The organism is Vogesella sp. EB, from assembly GCF_001037925.1.
Taxonomy (GTDB): domain Bacteria; phylum Pseudomonadota; class Gammaproteobacteria; order Burkholderiales; family Chromobacteriaceae; genus Vogesella; species Vogesella indigofera.
The window spans coordinates 146,474-164,986 of record NZ_LFDT01000004.1; the positions used below are offsets into that span (position 1 = coordinate 146,474).

General features: G+C 65.4%; 13 protein-coding genes. 7 read left to right on the forward strand and 6 right to left on the reverse strand.

Annotation, left to right across the window (positions count from 1 at the left end; all coding sequences use genetic code 11):
- Window positions 1-75: 75 nt before the first annotated feature.
- From hrpA to ACG97_RS04210, 3 genes are all read right to left on the reverse strand, one after another.
- On the reverse strand, window positions 76-4,035 hold the full coding sequence (hrpA, locus tag ACG97_RS04200) for an ATP-dependent RNA helicase HrpA (protein WP_047966075.1): 3,960 nt from the start codon (window positions 4,033-4,035) through the stop codon (window positions 76-78).
- Between the two features lie 248 nt (window positions 4,036-4,283).
- On the reverse strand, window positions 4,284-4,652 hold the full coding sequence (locus ACG97_RS04205) for a glutaredoxin domain-containing protein (RefSeq protein ID WP_047966076.1): 369 nt from the start codon (window positions 4,650-4,652) through the stop codon (window positions 4,284-4,286).
- Between the two features lie 82 nt (window positions 4,653-4,734).
- Entirely contained in the window at window positions 4,735-5,529 is a 795-nt protein-coding gene (locus ACG97_RS04210; protein ID WP_047966077.1) for a DeoR/GlpR family DNA-binding transcription regulator, read from the reverse strand.
- Window positions 5,530-5,702: 173 nt separating this feature from the next.
- Between ACG97_RS04210 and ACG97_RS04215 the strand changes: the two genes are divergently transcribed.
- Window positions 5,703-6,497 (forward strand): Cof-type HAD-IIB family hydrolase, encoded by a 795-nt coding sequence (locus ACG97_RS04215; protein WP_047966078.1) that lies wholly within the window; start codon window positions 5,703-5,705, stop codon window positions 6,495-6,497.
- 222 nt (window positions 6,498-6,719) lie between these two features.
- Here the strand turns inward: ACG97_RS04215 and ACG97_RS04220 are convergent, their stop codons facing one another.
- The 3 genes from ACG97_RS04220 to ACG97_RS04230 form a co-directional block, all read right to left on the reverse strand.
- Entirely contained in the window at window positions 6,720-8,198 is a 1,479-nt protein-coding gene (locus tag ACG97_RS04220; protein ID WP_047966079.1) for a methyl-accepting chemotaxis protein, read from the reverse strand.
- Window positions 8,199-8,430: 232 nt separating this feature from the next.
- Entirely contained in the window at window positions 8,431-10,518 is a 2,088-nt protein-coding gene (pta, locus tag ACG97_RS04225) for a phosphate acetyltransferase (RefSeq protein WP_047966080.1), read from the reverse strand.
- Window positions 10,519-10,528: 10 nt separating this feature from the next.
- Window positions 10,529-11,722 carry an acetate kinase gene (locus ACG97_RS04230; protein ID WP_047966081.1) on the reverse strand — a complete coding sequence of 398 codons (1,194 nt, stop codon included), beginning with the start codon at window positions 11,720-11,722 and terminating at the stop codon, window positions 10,529-10,531.
- Between the two features lie 487 nt (window positions 11,723-12,209).
- Between ACG97_RS04230 and ACG97_RS04235 the strand changes: the two genes are divergently transcribed.
- The 6 genes from ACG97_RS04235 (at window position 12,210) to ACG97_RS04260 (ending at window position 18,347) form a co-directional block, all read left to right on the forward strand.
- The gene (locus ACG97_RS04235; protein WP_047966082.1) at window positions 12,210-13,319 is read left to right on the forward strand and encodes an aromatic ring-hydroxylating dioxygenase subunit alpha; all 1,110 of its coding nucleotides are present in this window, start codon (window positions 12,210-12,212) and stop codon (window positions 13,317-13,319) included.
- 68 nt (window positions 13,320-13,387) lie between these two features.
- On the forward strand, window positions 13,388-13,912 hold the full coding sequence (locus ACG97_RS04240) for a hypothetical protein (RefSeq protein WP_047966083.1): 525 nt from the start codon (window positions 13,388-13,390) through the stop codon (window positions 13,910-13,912).
- Window positions 13,909-14,748 (forward strand): DMT family transporter, encoded by an 840-nt coding sequence (locus ACG97_RS04245; protein WP_047966084.1) that lies wholly within the window; start codon window positions 13,909-13,911, stop codon window positions 14,746-14,748. The genes ACG97_RS04240 and ACG97_RS04245 overlap by 4 nt, the downstream gene beginning before the upstream one ends.
- The gene (locus tag ACG97_RS04250; protein WP_238377251.1) at window positions 14,749-15,579 is read left to right on the forward strand and encodes a DMT family transporter; all 831 of its coding nucleotides are present in this window, start codon (window positions 14,749-14,751) and stop codon (window positions 15,577-15,579) included.
- 49 nt (window positions 15,580-15,628) lie between these two features.
- On the forward strand, window positions 15,629-15,985 hold the full coding sequence (locus tag ACG97_RS04255; RefSeq protein WP_047966085.1) for an STAS/SEC14 domain-containing protein: 357 nt from the start codon (window positions 15,629-15,631) through the stop codon (window positions 15,983-15,985).
- Between the two features lie 58 nt (window positions 15,986-16,043).
- Window positions 16,044-18,347 carry a Tex family protein gene (locus ACG97_RS04260; RefSeq protein WP_047966086.1) on the forward strand — a complete coding sequence of 768 codons (2,304 nt, stop codon included), beginning with the start codon at window positions 16,044-16,046 and terminating at the stop codon, window positions 18,345-18,347.
- The last annotated feature ends 166 nt before the right edge of the window (window positions 18,348-18,513 follow it).

Genomic DNA, 18,513 nt, shown 5'->3' on the forward strand with positions numbered 1-18,513 from the left:
CGAATGGTCTTGTTATGGTGGTGTCCGGCGCGGCCGCGGCGCTGACGCCTGCGTGCGGCGGCTGCGGGATCGTGATCAGCGCAGGTTTTTCGGCAGCTCGTCCCACAGTTTCAGCAGCCGCTTCACCGATACCGGATACGGCGTCTTCAGCTCCTGGGCGAACAGGCCGACGCGCAGCTCCTCAATATGCCAGCGAAACAGTTGCAACGCCAAGCTGGCGCCGCCGCGCTCGTTTTCTTCCGCCATGCGCGCTTCCCATTTCTGCCACAGGTCACGGATTTCGGCGCCGCGCTGGCCGTCGCGCTGCGCGTTGGCCGGCTGCTTGTCCATGCGCAGGCTCATCGCCTTCATGTAGCGCGGCAGTTGTGGCAGCTGGCTCCACGGCGTGGCGGTGAGGAAACCCTTGTACACCAGGCGGCCCAGCTGTTGCGTCAGCTCGTGGCCGAGACGGTGCTTCTGCAGCTTGGGCAGCAGTGCCTGGTATTCGGCGGCGATCTGGTTCAGGTAGCTGGTCACCGCCTGCGTTACCGCCGGCAGCCGGGTACGGGCGCGCGCCTTCTGCTCGTTGAATGCCTTCTCGGTGCGCGGCGCGTCGTCGTCGCCGATGAAGGCGCGGTCGCAGATGGCGGTGATGGCGTCCTGCAGCAGCTCGTCGACATTGCACACATTGCGCAGCTGCAAGCCAAGCTGGGTCATGCCCGGCAGGCCCTTGTTCAGCTGCTTCATGTGCTCCTTCAGCTGGTACTGCAGCAGGCGCACCACGCCGCGGCGGTGCTCAAGGTTGGCCGCAGTTTCGGTGTCGAACAGGCGGATCGCCACCCGCTCGCCCTTGGCGTCGGTCTCGATGGTCAGCGCCGGGAAACCGGTCAGCTGCTGGCGGCCGCGCGCGAACTGGATCGCCTGCGGCAGCTCGCCAAAGTCCCACGCCTCGACATTGTCGCGCTCGAATTCGGCGCTGGTGTCGCGGAAGGTCAGCTGCGCCGCCTGGCCGAACTGCTTCTGCAGCGCGAGCAGGTCGCGGCCCATGCCGATTTCCTGCTTGCCGTCGTCGACGATGCGGAAGTTGAACAGCAGGTGCGCCGGCAATTCGGCCTGGCTGAATGCCAGCGGATCCACCTTCAGCCCGCCGGTGTGGCGCAGGATGAAGTGCGCCAGCTGCGGCGCGATCGGCTGCTGGGTGTCCGGATTGCCGAGCAAGAACTGGGTCACGAAATCCGGCACCGGCACGCAGCAGCGGCGGATCTGCTTCGGCAGGCCCTTGATCATCGCCTGCAGCTTTTCGCGGATCATGCCCGGCACCAGCCATTCGAACTCCGCCGGCTGCAGCGTGTTGAGCACCGCAAGCGGCAGGTCGATGGTGACGCCGTCCAGCGGGTGATTCGGCTCGAAACGGTAGCGCAGGCGGCAGCGGCTCTCCGCCAGCTCGCGCCATTCCGGGAACTGGTTTTCCGACACGTGCTCGGCGGCGTGGCGCATCAGCTCGTCGCGGGTCAGGAACAGGATTTTCGGGTTCTGCTGTTCCGCTTCCTTGCGCCACGCCTCGAAGCTGGCGGCATCGACAACGTCTGACCCAAGACGCTCGGCATAGAACGCAAACAGCGCGTCCTCGTCCACCAGCACATCCTGGCGTCGCGCCTTGTGCTCCAGCTGTTCCACCTCGCGGATCAGCTGCTGGTTGCGCTGGAAGAACGGCGCATTGCTCACGTACTCCATCGCCACCAGCGCGCCGCGGATGAACAGCTCGCGCGCCTCCTCCGGCGCGATGCGGCCGTAGCTCACCGGGCGGCGCGCGATCAGCGTCAGGCCGAACAACGTCACCCGCTCGCTGGCCACCACCTCGCCGCGCGATTTTTCCCAGTGCGGCTCGAAGTGGTGCAGCTTGACCAGGTGCGGCGCCACCGCCTCCACCCATTCCGGCTCGATGCGCGCCACGCAGCGGCCGTACAGCTTGGTGGTTTCCACCAGCTCGGCGGTGACGATCCATTTCGGGCGCACCTTTTTCAGGCCGGTGCCGGGGAACACCAGGAAACTGCCGCCACGCGCGCCGGTGTAGTCGTCGCTCTCCTGCGACTTCATGCCGATATTGCCGATCAGGCCGGTCAGCAGCGCCTTGTGCAGCTTCTCGTAGGCCAGCAGATCGGCCTGCGCGCGTTTCTTCGGCGTGGTCTCAAGGTTGGCCTGCACCGCCGCCGGCGCGTGCGCCTTGTCTTTTTCGATCAGGTTCAGCTCACTGGCGATGTCGGCCAGTTGCGCGTGCAGCTCGCGCCACTCGCGCATGCGCAGGTGCGACAGGAAGTGCTCGTGGCAGAGGTTGACCAGCTGGCGGTTGCTGGTCTTGTTGGCCAGCGCGTTGCTGAAGAAATCCCACAGGTGCAGGTAGGACAGGAAGTCGGACTTCTCGTCGTTGAAGCGCGCCTGCGCGCGGTCGGCGGCCTCGCGCGCCTCGAACGGCCGCTCGCGCGGGTCCTGGATCGACAGCCCGGCGGCGATGATCAGCACCTCGCGCACGCAGTGGTGCTCGCGCCCGGCCAGCAGCATGCGGCCAACCTTGGGGTCGACCGGAATGCGCGCCAGCTCGGTGCCCACGGCGGTGAGCTGCAACTGCTCGTCCACCGCGCCCAGCTCCTGCAAGACCTGGTAGCCATCGGCGATCAGGCGGCTGGACGGCGGTTCGATGAACGGGAATTCGTCGACCTTGCCCAGCCGCAGCGCGGCCATGCGCAGGATCACCGCCGCCAGGCTGGAGCGCACGATTTCCGGATCGGTAAACGCCGGGCGGGCGTTGAAATCGTCCTCGGCGTACAGCCGCACGCAGACGCCGGCCTCGATACGGCCGCAACGGCCGGCACGCTGGCGCGCGGCGGCCTGCGAGATTTTCTCTACTTGTAATTGCTCGACCTTGGCGCGCGGGCTGTAGCGCTTGATGCGGGCAAGGCCGGTGTCGATCACGTACTTGATGCCCGGCACGGTGAGCGAGGTCTCGGCCACGTTGGTGGCCAGCACGATGCGGCGGCCGCCGGAGGGCTTGAAAATCTTCTGCTGGTCTTCGTTGGACAGTCGCGCGAACAGCGGCAGGATCTCGTAGTGGCGGATGCCGCTGCGGCGCAGCTTGTCGGCGGTGTCGCGGATCTCGCGCTCGCCGGGCAGGAACACCAGGATGTCGCCGGCGCCGTGACGCGAGATTTCGTCGACGGCGTCGACGATGGCGTCTTCCATCTCCACCTCGCGCTCGTCCTCGTCGCGCTGCTTCAGCGGCCGATAGCGTACTTCCACCGGAAAGGTGCGGCCGGACACTTCCAGCACCGGCGCGCCGTCGAAGTGGCGGGCGAAGCGGTCGGCGTCGATGGTGGCCGAGGTGATGATGATCTTGAGATCGGGCCGGCGCGGCAGCAGCTGCTTCAGGTAGCCGAGCAGGAAGTCGATGTTGAGGCTGCGTTCGTGCGCCTCGTCGATGATGATGGTGTCGTAGGCTTCCAGGTAACGGTCGGTCTGCGTCTCCGCCAGCAGGATGCCGTCGGTCATCAGCTTGATCACGTTGCGCTCGGACTGCTTGTCGTTGAAGCGCACCTTGAAGCCGACGTGGGTGCCCAGCTCCGATCCCAGCTCCTGCGCGATGCGGGTTGCCACCGAACGTGCGGCCAACCTGCGCGGCTGGGTGTGGCCGATCAGGCCGTACACGCCACGGCCCAGTTCCAGGCAGATCTTCGGCAGCTGCGTGGTCTTGCCGGAGCCGGTCTCGCCGCAGATGATCACCACCTGGTTGCCCGCAATCGCTGCCTTGATGTCGTCCAGCTTCTGGTTGACCGGCAGCGCCTCGTCAAACGTTGGCCGCGGCCGGTGCTCGGCGCGCGCCGCGGCGCGGCCGGCGGAGCGGGTGATCTGCGCGGCGATGTCGGCCAGCAGCTTGTCGGTTGGCTGATTCTTGCGCAGGCGCTGCTCGGCGTCCTGCAGCTTGCGCTTGAGCGGCTGGCGGTCGCGCAGCAGGCAGGAGGACAGGGCGGCTTTGAGTGCGGCGGGTGTGGCGGTGGTGGTCATGCGTGGCTTCTAAAGAACAGGCTACGGAAGGGCGGCAGTATAGCAGAGTGGCATGCGGGCGAGACGGGCGGGCGGTGTCGGCCCGCCCGGGCATCAGAACCTGTTCAATGTCTGCTGCGACTGATCTCGACGTGGGGTGATGCGGCGTTGAAAACGTCTTCGGATACTTGTTATATCCAGCTCAACGCCGCTTCCTCAAGCCGTTTTTGCCTTGTCTCGCGTGAACTCGCGAGACTTTGAACGGACTCTCAGGCGGCGAAGTGCTGCTCCAGATAGCCGCGAATGGCTTTCGATTCGTACAGCCACTGCACCTTGCCGTCCTGCTCGATGCGCAGGCACGGCACCTGGATCTTGCCGCCGCCTTGCAGCAGCTCGTCGCGGTGCACGGCATTGTTTTTCGCGTCGCGCAGCGCCACCGGCACGTTGAGGCGGTGCAGCACGCGGCGGGTCTTGACGCAGAACGGGCAGGCGCGGAACTGGTACAGCGCGAGCTTGGCCGCGGCGGCGTCAACGCGCTGCTGGCTGGCGGCATCGCGGCGCAGCTTGCGTGGGCGGGTGAGGTAATCGGCGGCAACAATGGCGTTGCCTAGCGCGAGGCGCAGGGCTTTGATCAGCATGGCGGAATCCAGTCGGAAAATTGGCCGCCAGTGTAGCGGCTGCACCGGCCGGCGGCCAGCGTTTGCCGCGCTGCAACAGGCGCTAGTCGGCGATCAGCAGCGGCACGCCGCTGTGCTGCAGGCTGGCCAGCTTGTGCGGCTCGGCGTCGGCCTCGATCACCAGCCGGCCGATGTCGCGCATGGCGGCCACCGCGAACGGCGACGCGGTGCCGAGCTTCTCGTTGGTGACGGCGAGCACGATCTGGTTGCACTGGCTGACCAGCACGCGCTTGAACGCCGCTTCCTCGGCGATGGTGGTGCCGACGCCCAGTTCGATGTCCACCGAACAGGTGCCGAGAAAGCATACGTCGGGGCGCATGTCCTGCACCGCCAGCGTCGGGATGCTGCCCAGTGTGCCGCCGACGCGGTGGTCCATGCGCCCGCCGATCACCAGCACCTCGAACTGGCTGCGGCCGAACAGTACCGCGGCGATCGGGATCGAGTTGGTGGCCACCGTCAGCGGCATGTCCGGCAGCGCGCGCGCGATTTCCAGATTGGTGGTGCCGGCATCGAGGAACACGAACTGTCCCGGCTGCAGCAGGCGTACCGCCGCTGCGGCCAACCTTGCCTTGCGCGCCACGTTTTCGTGGCTGCGCTCGATAAAGCTGCCGGTATTGGGCGTCATCGCGATGGCGCCGCCATACACGCGCTGGCAGATGCCGGTGGCGGCCAGTTCGCGCAGGTCGCGGCGGATGGAGTCCTCGGACACGCCCAGCGTCTGCGCCAGTTCGGCGGCCAGCACGCGGCCTTCCTGTTGCAGGCGCTGGCGGATGTACTGGTGGCGGTCGCTGGGCAGGGCGATCGCCGGCGGGCGTTCTTTGCGTGCTTCGGTGCTCATGGGGCAGCCTCGATGAAAACAGGCAACATCGTGCATCAGTGTGCAGCGATGGTCAAATCCGGTGTCGTCTGCGGCGCGATTTTTGCCGGTTTGTGCGGGATTGTTTGCGTGTTTGTTCGTGAAGGTGCACAATCATGCCTGTTGTTGCCATTTTTTCTCTGGGGGAGACTGACATGTTCCGCGCCATTGCCACCGATCTTGACGGCACCCTGCTGGATGCCGAATCCCGCATTACCCCGCGCAGCGTCGCCGCCCTGCAGCGCGCCCACGCTGCCGGCTGCCGGCTGATCATCGCTACCGGCCGCCACTACCGCGACGTGCAGTTCCTGCTGGACGGCATCGAGCTGCCGGTCAGCGTGATCAGCTCAAACGGCGCACGGGTACACGCGGCGGACGGTACGCCGCTGGCTGCGGCCAACCTGGCGCCGGCGCTGGTGCAAAAGCTGGTGCAGCCGGCGCTGGTGCGCGACGTGGAGCTGGCGCTGTATCTGGATGACCGCAAGCTGGCCTGCCGCTACACCGGCTCGCTCAACGGCTATCTCGACCGCGCCGAGGTGCACGCCAGCCTGGCGGACTACCATGGCCGCGACGTGGCCAAGATCATCTATTGCGGCGATCCAGCGCAGCTGCGGCTGGTGGAGCAGGACATCCGCTACCGCTTCGACGGCCAGCTGGCGCTGACCTATTCGCAGGACTGCTATCTGGAAGTGATGGCGCCGGGGGTGAGCAAGGGCCAGGCGCTGCAGCAGCTGCTGGCCGGCATGGGCATCGCGGCGCAGGATTGTGCGGCGTTTGGCGATGCGATGAACGACGTCGAGATGCTGCAGCTGGTCGGCCACCCGCACCTGATGGCCAATGCCAGCCAGCATCTGCAAGAGCAGGTGCCGGACGGGCAGCGCATCGGCCACCACGCCGAGTCGGCGGTGGCGGCATTGCTGGAGAGCCGCTTCGCCGCCTGCGGCGTCTGAGAACCTGTTCATGATCTGCTGCGTTGATGTCAACGTGGCGTACCGCGTTGAAAACGGTTTCGGCATGCTTGTATATCTGGATAAACGCCGCTTCCTCAGCCGTTTTCGCCTTGTCTCACGCTAGCTCGCGAGACCGTGAGCACGACTGAGCACGGCCGCAGACCGCTGAATGAAAAAGCCGCCCGGCAGCTGCCGGGCGGCTTTTATTTTGGTGCGCTGCGTTCAGGCAGCGATGCCGCGGAACTGGCGCACGCTGTCGCCCAGCTCGGCCATCAACTGGTCCAGTCGCACCGTGGCGTGGGCGATGGTGTCGGTTTCGCCGGACAGGCTGCGGGTGGCGTCGCCGACGGCGCTGATGTCGCCGGCAAACTGGGCAAAGCCGTCATTCTGGCTCTGCTCCGCCTGCGATACCTGGCGCAGCAGGCCGACCAATGCGTGGGTGTCGCCGATGATGCCGGATAGCCGCTGCTGCGCGTCGACGGTGTTTTCGCGGCCGCTGCGCATTTGCGCGTTGCCTTCGCGGATCGCCTCGATCGCCTGGTTGGTGCCGTTCACGATCAGCTGGATCTTCTGCTCGATGTCCAGCGTCGCGCCCTGGGTGCGCTCGGCCAGCTTGCGCACCTCGTCGGCGACCACGGCGAAGCCGCGGCCCAGCTCGCCGGCACGGGCGGCCTCGATCGCCGCGTTCAGCGCCAGCAGGTTGGTCTGGTCGGCAATGTCACGGATCAGCTGCACGATGCCGCCCACCTCGGTGCTGCGCTGGCCGAGGTCTTCCATGCGTTCCGCAGCGCGGGCGATGACGCTGCCGGCCTGGTTCAGCTGCTGCACCGCGGCGTCCATCGCGGCACCGCCGGCGCTGGCCGCCTGGCCGGCGGTATCGGCCATGCTGGTGGCGCTGAGCGATTGCTCGGTGTTCTGGCTGGTGGTGACCGCCATCTGCTGCGCGATGGCGACCATGGTGTCGGCGCGGTGGCGCTGCTCGGTCATGGTGCGCGCCATCAGCTGGGTGCTGCTGGCGATGTCGCGGCTTTCGCTCTCGGCGGCGTCGAGCAGGCGGGTGACCTGCGCCATCATCTGCTTCATCGCCGCGGTGGCGCGTTCCGCCTCCTCGCGTGCCGATTCCAGCTTTTCGAAGGAGCGTGACTTGGCGCGTTCGTAGGACAGCCCCAGCGCCAGGATCACCAGCGTCAGGCCGATCAGCGATTTGGCCTGCAGCGCCGGCAGCTCGCTGTGCGGGATCGGCGACGCCGGGATGTCGCCGGCGGCGCTGAGCGCGAACATCAGGCCGATCATGGCAAAGCTGAGCAGCGTCCACACGATGCCGGAGCGGCGGCCGCTGACGAAGATGGCGGCAAACGGGATGATGGCGAACCACATGATGCTGGTGGAGAGGATGCCGCCGTTGACGTACACCATCCAGCTGACCATGCCGAACATCGACAGCACGATGCACTCGGCGACGAGGCGCAGCGCGCCGCTGAGCTTGAGCAGCAGTGGCCCCAGCAACAGCGCTAGGCCGCCGAGGAGGATGCCGCTGCCCATCGCCGGGTGATGCAGCTTGAAGTAGGAGAGGGCAAACAGCGGGGCGATGGCGCCGGCCAGCAGGCCGACACTGGTGACGGTACGGGCCCGGATCAGGGTGTCCGGGGATTGCCGGACGCTGTCCGGAATGAACCACTCGGTGATGCTGTTCAAAGACATCTGTGTTTCCTCGCGTTGTGTCGTGCGCTGTGGCCGTGGCGGCGCGGGCACGTTTTATCGTTATGTTTTTATCAAAGCGGGATCGATACTAAAACAGTTGTTTGAAACCATCAAGCAAGCATGGCAGGCGTGCTTTCTTTTGTTGCGTCATGGGTTTACAAGGTTGGCCGCAATGAAAAAACCCGATCATGCATGCATGATCGGGCGGGCTGGGCGGGAGTGCGACGGGCGTTTAGCGGCTGAACTGGTCGGCCTGGATTGCGGTCAGCGCGATGGTGTAGACGATGTCGTCCACCAGTGCGCCGCGCGACAGGTCGTTCACCGGCTTGCGCAGGCCCTGCAGCATCGGCCCGACCGACACCACGCCGGCGGAGCGCTGCACCGCCTTGTAGGTGGTGTTGCCGGTGTTGAGGTCGGGGAACACGAACACGGTGGCGCGGCCGGCGACAGGACTGTCCGGCGCCTTCTGGCGGCCGACCGACTCTACCGATGCCGCGTCGTACTGCATCGGACCGTCGATCAGCAGGTCCGGGCGTTTCTCGCGCGCGATGCGGGTGGCCTCGCGCACTTTTTCCACGTCGTCGCCGCTGCCGGAGGAGCCGGTGGAGTAGGAGATCATCGCTACCCGTGGCGGAATGCCGAAGGCGGCGGCGGAGTCCGCGCTCTGGATGGCGATATCGGCCAGCTCTTCCGCGCTCGGGTCCGGGTTGACCGCGCAGTCACCGTACACATAGACCTGGTCCGGCATCAGCATGAAGAACACGCTGGAAACCAGCTTGGCCTCCGGCGCGGTCTTGATCAGCTGCAGCGCCGGGCGGATGGTGTTGGCGGTGGTGTGGATGGCGCCGGACACCAGGCCGTCGACCTCGTTCAGTGCCAGCATCATGGTGCCCATCACCACGTTGTCTTCCAGCTGTTGCTCCGCCATCGGCGCGTTGAGGCCCTTGCTCTTGCGCAGCTCCACCATCGGCGGCACGTAGCGTGCGCGGACCTCGTTGGGGTCGACGATCTCGATGCCGGCGGGCAGGGTAATGCCCTGCGCCTCGGCCACCTGCAGGATCTCCTGGCGTTCGCCCAGCAGCACGCAGCGGGCGATGCCCTTCTCGTGGCAGATGGCAGCGGCGCGCACCGTGCGCGGCTCGTTGCCTTCCGGCAGCACGATGCGCTTGGCGGCGCGGCGCGCCTTTTCCATCAGCTGGTAGCGGAACGCAGGCGGCGACAGCCGCTTCTCGTGGTGCTCGCCGATGCGCTGGCGCAGCTGGCTGGTGCTGATGCGCTCGGCGACGAAATCGACCACCCGCTCCATGCGCTCCATGTCGTCGGCCGGCACCTGCCGGCTCATGGTCGAGATCAGGGTCGCGGTTTCCAGGGTGTTGGTGTCGATCGACAGCACCGGCAGGCCGCTGGTGAACGCCTTGTGGCACAGCTGCGCCACGCGCGGGTCCGGCTCGGCGTCGCAGGTCAGCAGCAGGCCGGCCAGTGGCACGCCGTTCATGGTCGCCATCGCGGTGGCGAGCACGATGTCCTCGCGGTCGCCGGGGGTGATGATCAGCGCGCCGGGCTTGAGCAGCTCGACGATGTGCGGTACCGAGCGCGCCATCACCGAGATGCTGCGCACGCGGCGGCGCGTCAGCTGGCCGGCGTGCAGCAACTTGGCTTTCAGGTAGTTGGCCACGTCCAGCGTGCGCGGTGCCTGTAGCTCCGGCTCGAACGGGATGCCGCCGAGGCAGGCAATGCGCCGGCTCTGGATCAGGCGGCTGGATTCGGTGATCTCTGCGGCCAACGTGGCCGGGTTCTGCCCCGGACGCAGGCGGTTGAGGATGTAGCCGGCCACCTGTCGCGGCTGGCCGCCGAAGGCCTGGATGGTGATCTCCAGCTGTTCCGCCAGCGTGTGGCTGGGTAGCTGGTCGGCGGCGCCGACCAGGATCACTTCCGCCTGCAGCGTGCGCGCGATCTTGCTGTTGATGTAGGTGGTGAATACCCGTTGCTGGTCCTGCACCAGGCCTTCCACGATGACCACGTCGACGCCGGCAGAGGCGCGCTGGAACAGGTGCACCACCTCTTCCATCAGCTGGTCGAGCTGGCCCTGGCTGAGCAGGTGCTCGGCGTGGTCCATCGGCAGCGGCTCCGGCGCGTTGAGGCGGCACAGCTCGCGGGCGAAGTGGGTGGAGCGTTCCGGCTCGCTGGTGTCGCTGCCCTGGGCGATCGGCTTGACGAAGCCGACCTTGAGGCCGTCCTGTTCCAGCGCGCGGATCAAGCCCAGCGAGACCGAGGTCAGGCCGGCGTCAACGCCGATCGGGGCGATCAGAAAAGTATGCATGGCTGTTCCCTCAGGCCGCCGGCTCGCACAGTGCGGCGGTGTCCAGCGCGATCATCAGCTCTTCATTGGTGTTGATGACCAGCGCTGGCGTGCTGCCGGCGCGGGTGATGCGGCCGGCCTTGCCGCGGAAGGCGGCATCGTTGGCCGCAGGGTCGAGCGCGAGGCCGAGGAAGCCGAGCAGCTTGATCACCTTGGCGCGCAGCAGTGGCGAGTTTTCGCCGATGCCGCCGGTGAACAGCAGCGCGTCGAGGCGGCCCAGCGCCACCGTCATCGCGGCGATCTGCTTGGCGAGGCGGTAGGCGAACACTTCCAGTGCGATCTGCGCGCCGGTATGGCCGGCGGCGGCGGCGTCTTCCAGCTCGCGGCAGTCGCTGGACAGCTCGGACAGGCCGAGCAGGCCGGACTGCTTGTTGAGGATGTCGGACACGCCCTGGATGTCGGTGTTCAGTTCGGTGGCGAGGTAACCAAAAATGCCGGGGTCGATGTCGCCGCAGCGGGTGCCCATCACCAGGCCTTCCAGCGGGGTCAGGCCCATGCTGGTGTCGACGCTCTTGCCGTTCAGTACCGCGGCCACCGAGGCGCCGTTGCCGAGGTGGGCGCAGACGAAGGCGGATTCCGCCAGCGGCTTGCCCAGCATCGCCGCGGCTTCGGCAGTGACGTAGCGGTGGCTGGTGCCGTGGAAGCCGTAGCGGCGCACGCCGTGCTCGCGGTACAGCGCCATCGGCACCGCGTACAGGTAGGCCTGCTCGGGCATGCTCTGGTGGAAGGCGGTGTCGAACACCGCCACTTGCGGCAGGTGCGGGAAGCAGGCCTGTGCGGTGCGGATGCCTTGCAGGTGCGCCGGGTTGTGCAGCGGCGCGAGGCGAGCGCAGTCCTCAATGGCAGCAATCACGCTGTCGTCGATCAGGGTGGACTGCTTGAAGGTCTCGCCGCCGTGTACCACGCGGTGGCCGATGGCGATCACGCTGCCGGTCAGCTCGCGCTCGTCAAAATAGGACAGGATCGCTTTCATGGCGCCGGCGTGATCGCCTTGCGCCAGGGTCAGTTCAACTTTCTTGCCGTCCTGCTTGAAACTGATGCAGGCGTCGGCGAGACCGAGCTTTTCGGCAATGCCGGTCACGGTGGTGCGCTGGCTGGCGGCATCGATCAGCGCAAATTTCAGCGACGAGCTGCCGCAGTTGATGACAAGTGTGTGGTTGGTCATGTCGGGTCCGTTAGCATGAAGACGTCTGATGGAGGTCTGTGCCGGTGTTGCGTTCTTTTTATTGGGGTGCTGCTGCGCCTGCGCCGGCAGCGTTTGGCCGCCGGCAGGGACACTGATGATAACCGGTGATTATCCGCTATTTTGGTGCAATGCACCATCGGGGATTCCCTTGCTGTCGATGTTGCCCGATGCGGGCTGATTATGTGGCGGCTGCTTGACAAGACAATGAATAGAAAAGGGTTTTGCCACGTAATTTGATCAGATGCCGGCTATGGCGGTTTCTTTTGAAAAAAGCCTGATCCAGCGCAATTGTGCGGCTAAAAAGTGCTTGCCCCAGGGGGGGATTTAGCCGACAATCCCGCCCCTGACCGCTTGGGCGGATCACGGAAGTCCGTGTTCTGGCAAGTGTTTTTTATAGCACTCCGTAAACTCGTTAAGAGCGAGATTCGGCTGGTCTTATATCTTCTTCCACGGAGGTGTGGGAATAATGTCTGATCTGGCTTCGTCCCAGTTGCTGAAAGCTTCTGCTGCGCAGTTGCCTGTCTTTACCTACTTTGATCCGGCGTACTACGCGCTGGAACAACAAGTCCTGTTCGCCAATGCCCCGCAGTATTACGGCCACGAGCTGATGGTGCCGAACGCCGGCGACTATCACACTCTGGACTGGCTCGGCCACGGCAAGATGCTGAAAAATGTCGATGGCGACATCAAGCTGATCTCCAACGTCTGCCGCCACCGCCAGGCACTGATCTACAAGGGGCGCGGCACCGGCAACCACATGGTGTGCAACCTGCACGGCTGGACCTACGACAACGGCGGCCAGTTGATCGGCGCGCCGCACTTCCCGGAAACGCCGTGCCTGAATCTGAACCAGACCGAACTGACCCGCTGGCAGGGCCTGCTGTTTGATGCCAAGCGCAACGTTGGCCGCGACCTGGAAAAGCTTGGCGTCGCCAAGCACATGACTTTCGAGAACTACGGTTATCACAAGTCGCTGACTACCGAGTACGACTTCAACTGGAAGACCTTCATCGAAGTCTATTCCGAGGACTACCACGTCGATCCGTTCCATCCAGGCCTCGGCAATTTCGTCGATTGCGCCGACCTGAAGTGGGAGTGGGGCGATCACTACCACGTGCAGACCGTGGGCGTGAAGAACGCTCTGGCCCGCTCCGGCAGCAAGGTATACGGCAAGTGGCACGACGAGGTGCTCAAGCGCTACGCCGACCAGCAGCCGGAGTTCGGTGCCATCTGGCTGACCTACTACCCGAACATCATGGTGGAGTGGTATCCGCACGTGCTGGTGATCAGCGTGGTGATTCCGCACGGCCCGGAAAAGTGCACGGTGATTACCGAGTTCTACTACCCGGAAGACATCCTGTGGTTCGAGCCGGAGTTCATCGAGGCGGAACAGGCGGCCTATATGGAAACCGCAGTCGAGGACGACGAGATCTGCCTGCGCATGCACGAGGGCCGCAAGGCGCTGTGGCTGCGCGGCGAGAGCGAGGTCGGGCCGTACCAGTCTCCGACCGAAGACGGGATGCAGCACTTCCACGAGTTCTATCGTCGGCAGATGGGTGAACATCTGGCTGGCTAAGACCGTGTTTTGTGCGGCACAATAAAAGGGCGCGGATTTCCGCGCCTTTTTTTGTCTGCCGGGCCATCATGCCATTTGTATTAAGCGTACTGTTCTCCGTGTTGTTCTCCGGGTTGGCCACTGCGGCGACCTATCGCAATCCCTACCTGGGTGTCACCATCAATGTGCCGGCGGCGTGGCAGGTGCGGCCGCATAGCGACGAGATGCTGCGCATCGTGCCGCCGCGGCAGGAAGACCGCGAACGCGGCGGCGTGCAGGTGCAGGTCAGTCGCCAGCTGTTACGCGGCAAGGAGCCGCTGAGCCGGCTGGCGGCGCGCTATCGCCGTGCGGACGACACGCGCGAGCCGGCGCAGGTGGTGCGCCTCGACCGGCTACGCGGCCGGCTGGTGCTGTCCTATCGCGAAGGGCTGTACGTGCAGAACGGGCTGTGGATCGTCAGCCAGCAGCTGGTGGTGTGGCAGCAGCAGGGCAATGGCCGCTACATCAAGGCGCACTGCAGTGCCAATGCCGCGGAATATGCGCGCTACCGGCGCGTGTTCGCCGATATCTGTCTCGGTCTCGCGGTGGCGCGGAAGGCGGAGGCGGGCGCATGAGTCGTCTCGGTTCCGGCTGGATGGTGGTGGCTGCGCTGTGCTTCGCGCTGATGAGCCTGTTTGCGGCGCAGGGGTCGAGCACGCTGCCGGCGTTCGAGGTGCTGTTCTATCGCACCTTCATCGGCCTGCTGGTGCTGCTGCCGCTGATGTGGCGGCGCGGCGAATCCTTGCGCAGCCCGCACTGGGGTGCCCATGCGCGGCGCAGCCTGATCGGCTACCTGTCGATGGCGATGCTGTTCTATGCGCTGAGCCGGCTGCCGCTGGCGGCGGCGGTGACCCTGAATTACACCTCTTCCTTGTCCTTTGCCCTCTGTTGCGTGCTGTTGCGCCGCGAGCGGCTGCCGCCGGCGGTGTGGTTTGCGCTGTCGCTGGGCTTCGTTGGCATCGCCTGCATGTTGCGGCCAACCTTTGACGCCGGGCAGTGGTTTGCCGGGCTGATGGGGCTGGGTTCCGGCCTTGGCGCCGGGCTGGCGCTGTTCCATGTGCGCGAGCTGGGCGAGCTGGGCGAGCGGCCGTCGGTTACCGTGTTCTGGCTATTCTTCCTGTCGTCGCTGTTTGGCCTGCTGGTGGTGCTGTTCAATGGCGGCTTTCATGTGCTGAACGGGTTGCAGCTGGCGCAAATGCTGGCCGTCGGGCTGATGGGGCTGGCCGGACAGCTGGCGATGACGCGTGCCTACAAGGAAGGGCGCAAGTTCGTGGTGTCCAGCCTCGCCTACCTGACGGTGGCGTTCTCGGCGCTGATGGGGCTGTTCCTGCACCAGCAGCAACTGCCCTTGTTGTCCTGGCTGGGCATGACGCTGATCATCGGCAGCGGCATTCTGGCGGCGCGTCGTTAGATGGCCGGCGCCTTGTGGATGGTGCTGGCCGCGGTCAGCTTTGGCCTGATGGGGGTGTTCGTCAAGCTCGGCGCGGCGTCGCTGGACACGGTGGCGCTGGTGTTCTGGCGCACGCTGTTCGCGGTACTGCTGCTGGGTACGGTGGCGTTGCTGCGGCGGCAGCGCTTCGCCACGCCACAGCTGGGGCGCCACCTCAAACGCGGCCTGATCGGCTACACTTCGCTGCTGGCCTACTTCTATGCCATCGGTCATCTGCCGCTGTCGACGGCGGTGACGCTCAACTACACCTCGCCGATGTTCCTGGCGCTGCTGTCGGTGCTGCTACTGAAAGAAAAACTGTCGCGGCACGCGCTGCTGGCGCTGCTGCTCGGCTTTGTCGGGGTGGCGCTGCTGTTGCGGCCAACCTTTGACGGTGCCGCGTGGCAGGCCGGGCTGCTGGGGCTGGGTTCCGGCCTGCTCGCCGGCTGGTCCTACCTGCACGTGCGCGAGCTGGGGCAGGCTGGCGAGGCGGAGTGGCGCACGGTGTTCTACTTTGCGCTGATCTCGACGCTAGGCGGCGGCCTGCTGCTGCTGGGGCGGCCGTGGCAGCCGCTGACCGCGGACAACCTGCCGTGGGTGCTGGGTCTTGGTGCCACCGCCACCGTGGCGCAGCTGGCGATGACGCGGGCCTACAAGGTTGGCCGCAAGCTGCTGGTCGCCAACCTGTCCTACCTGACGGTGGTGTTTTCCGCACTGTTCGGTGCGCTGGTGTGGCAGCAGCAGCTGGGCGCCGGCGAGCTGCTGGCGATGGCCTTGATTATTGTCAGCGGCATTCTGGCCGGCAGGCGCTAATATTCGGAATGCCAGTCCCTTCAATCCACTCTCACACAGGAGCCGCACCATGATTTCCATCCGCGAACAAGATTACGGTCTGGACGTTGCCCTCTACAACGAATTCACGCTCGGCGACTTCAAGCTGTTCGAGGAGGCGCTGCTCAAGCGCAGTGGCGAGCACGGCAAGCCGGATGTGCTGCTGGATCTTTCCGGCATCAAGGACTTCACGCTGGACATGGCGATGGAGGAGGTTCGCTTCATGCGCGCCCATGAGAACGAATTCGGCCGTTTTGCCGTGGTGGCCGACGACACCTGGATTCGTCTCGCGGCGCACCTGTCCGGTCTGCTCACCCGCGTTCCCGCCGAGTATTTCAATACGGTGGAAGATGCGCAGGCCTGGCTGAACAATCCGGTCACCGCTTGATTTTCCGGCGTATGCCGTTACAGTAGCGGCTTCCGTTTTCCGACAAGAACAACGCCGCATGTTGAAAAGTATCGCCAGCCGCCTCGCGACGGAACTCGCCGTCCGCGAGGCGCAAGTCACCGCCACCATCAATCTCATCGACGAAGGCGCTACCGTGCCCTTCATCGCCCGTTACCGCAAGGAAGTCACCGGCGGTCTGGACGACACCCAGTTGCGCCTGCTGGCCGAGCGTCTGGTCTACCTGCGCGAGCTGGATGACCGCCGCGTCACCATCCTGAAAAGCATCGCCGAGCAGGAAAAACTCACCCCGCAACTGGAGTCGGCGCTGTACGCCGCCGACAACAAGACCACGCTGGAAGACCTGTACCTGCCGTACAAGCCCAAGCGCCGCACCAAGGCGCAGATCGCGCGCGAAGCCGGGCTGGAGCCGCTGGCCGACAGCCTGCTCGCCGACCCGACGCAAGTGCCGGAAACGTTGGCCGCAGGCTATGTCGATGCCGACAAGGGCGTGGCCGATGCCAAGGCGGCGCTGGACGGCGCCCGCGCCATCCTGATCGAGCGCTTTGCCGAAGACGCTGCGCTGCTGGGCCGGTTGCGCGACAAGCTGTGGAACGAGGGCGAACTGGCGGCGGTGGTGATCGCCGGCAAGGAGCAGGAAGGCGCCAAGTTCGCCGATTACTTCGCGCATCGCGAGCCGCTGAAGTCGACGCCGTCGCACCGCGCGCTGGCACTCTTGCGTGGCCGCAACGAAGGCATCCTGTCGGTGGCGCTGAAATACCAGCCGGACGAAACGCCGATCACGCAGCGCTCGGCCTACGAAGAGCTGATCGCCGCGCAGTTCGGCATCAAGGATGCCGGTCGCGCCGCCGACAAGTGGTTGCTGGATGGGGTGCGCCTGTGCTGGCGCGCCAAGATCTTCCTGTCGCTCGAGCTGGAGCTGGTGTCGAAGCTGAAGGACGCCGCCGACGCCGAGGCGATCAAGGTGTTTGCGGCCAACCTGCACGACCTGCTGCTGGCGGCGCCGGCCGGCCCGCGCGCCACCATCGGCCTGGACCCCGGTCTGCGTACCGGCGTGAAAGTGGCGGTGGTCGACAATACCGGCAAGCTGCTCGATACCGCCACCATCTATCCGCACGAGCCACGCCGCGACTGGGAGCGCTCGGTGGCCATTCTTGGCGCGCTGGCGCACAAGCACCAGGTCGAGCTGGTCGCCATCGGCAACGGCACTGCCAGCCGTGAAACGGACAAACTGGCGCAGGACGTGATCAAGTCTTTCCCGCAGCTGAACCTGACCAAGATCGTGGTCAGTGAGGCCGGCGCCTCTGTGTACTCCGCCTCCGAGCTGGCGGCCAAAGAATTCCCGGAGCTGGACGTGTCCCTGCGCGGCGCAGTGTCGATCGCCCGCCGTCTGCAGGATCCGCTGGCCGAGCTGGTGAAGATCGATCCGAAATCGATCGGTGTCGGCCAGTACCAGCACGACGTCAACCAGAGTCAGCTGGCGAAGAGCCTGGACGCGGTGGTGGAAGACTGCGTCAACGCGGTCGGCGTCGACGTCAATATGGCGTCGGTGCCGCTGCTGACGCGCATTTCCGGTCTTAACAGCACGCTGGCGGCCAACATCGTCGCCCATCGCGATGCCAATGGTGCGTTCAAATCACGCAAGGAACTGCTCAAGGTCAGTCGTCTCGGCGAAAAAACCTTCGAGCAGGCTGCCGGCTTCCTGCGCATCAGCAATGGTGACAACCCGCTGGATGCCTCCTCGGTGCATCCTGAGGCCTACCCGGTGGTGGAGCAGATCGTCAGCAAGACCGGACGCGCGGTAAAGCAGATCGTCGGCGACTCGGTGTTCATCAAGGGGCTGCGTGCCAGCGATTACACCGACGAGCGCTTCGGCCTGCCGACGGTAATGGACATCCTGAAAGAGCTGGACAAGCCGGGGCGCGATCCGCGTCCGGAATTCAAGACCGCCACCTTTCAGGATGGGGTGGAAAGCCTGAAGGATCTGCAGCCGGGCATGGTGCTGGAAGGGGTGGTCACCAACGTCGCCAACTTCGGCGCCTTCGTCGATATCGGCGTGCACCAGGATGGTCTGGTGCACATTTCGGCACTGTCCAACAAGTTCATCGACGATCCGCGCAAGGTGGTCAAGGCCGGTGACGTGGTCAAGGTCAAGGTGGTGGAAGTCGACGTGCCGCGCAAGCGTGTCGCGCTGACCATGCGCCTGGATGACGAAGTCGGTACCGCGGTGCGCAGTGGTGCCGGTCGTGGCGACAATAACCGTCGCCAGAGTGCGAAACCGGCGGCGCAGGATAATACCAGTGGCGCCATGGCCGCCGCTTTTGCCAAATTGCGCGGTAAATAAGCCGGATTTAAGCCTGTTTCCCGGTTTGCCGGAATCGCCGAAGGTTGGCCGCAAGCACTGCGGCCAACCTTTTGCATTTTTCTTGGCGCTGGGGTGGCTGTGAAATCAAGGGCTTGCCGCTTTGGTGTCAAAAAGTACGTTTGCGGGTGTTGACGCGGCTGGCGGG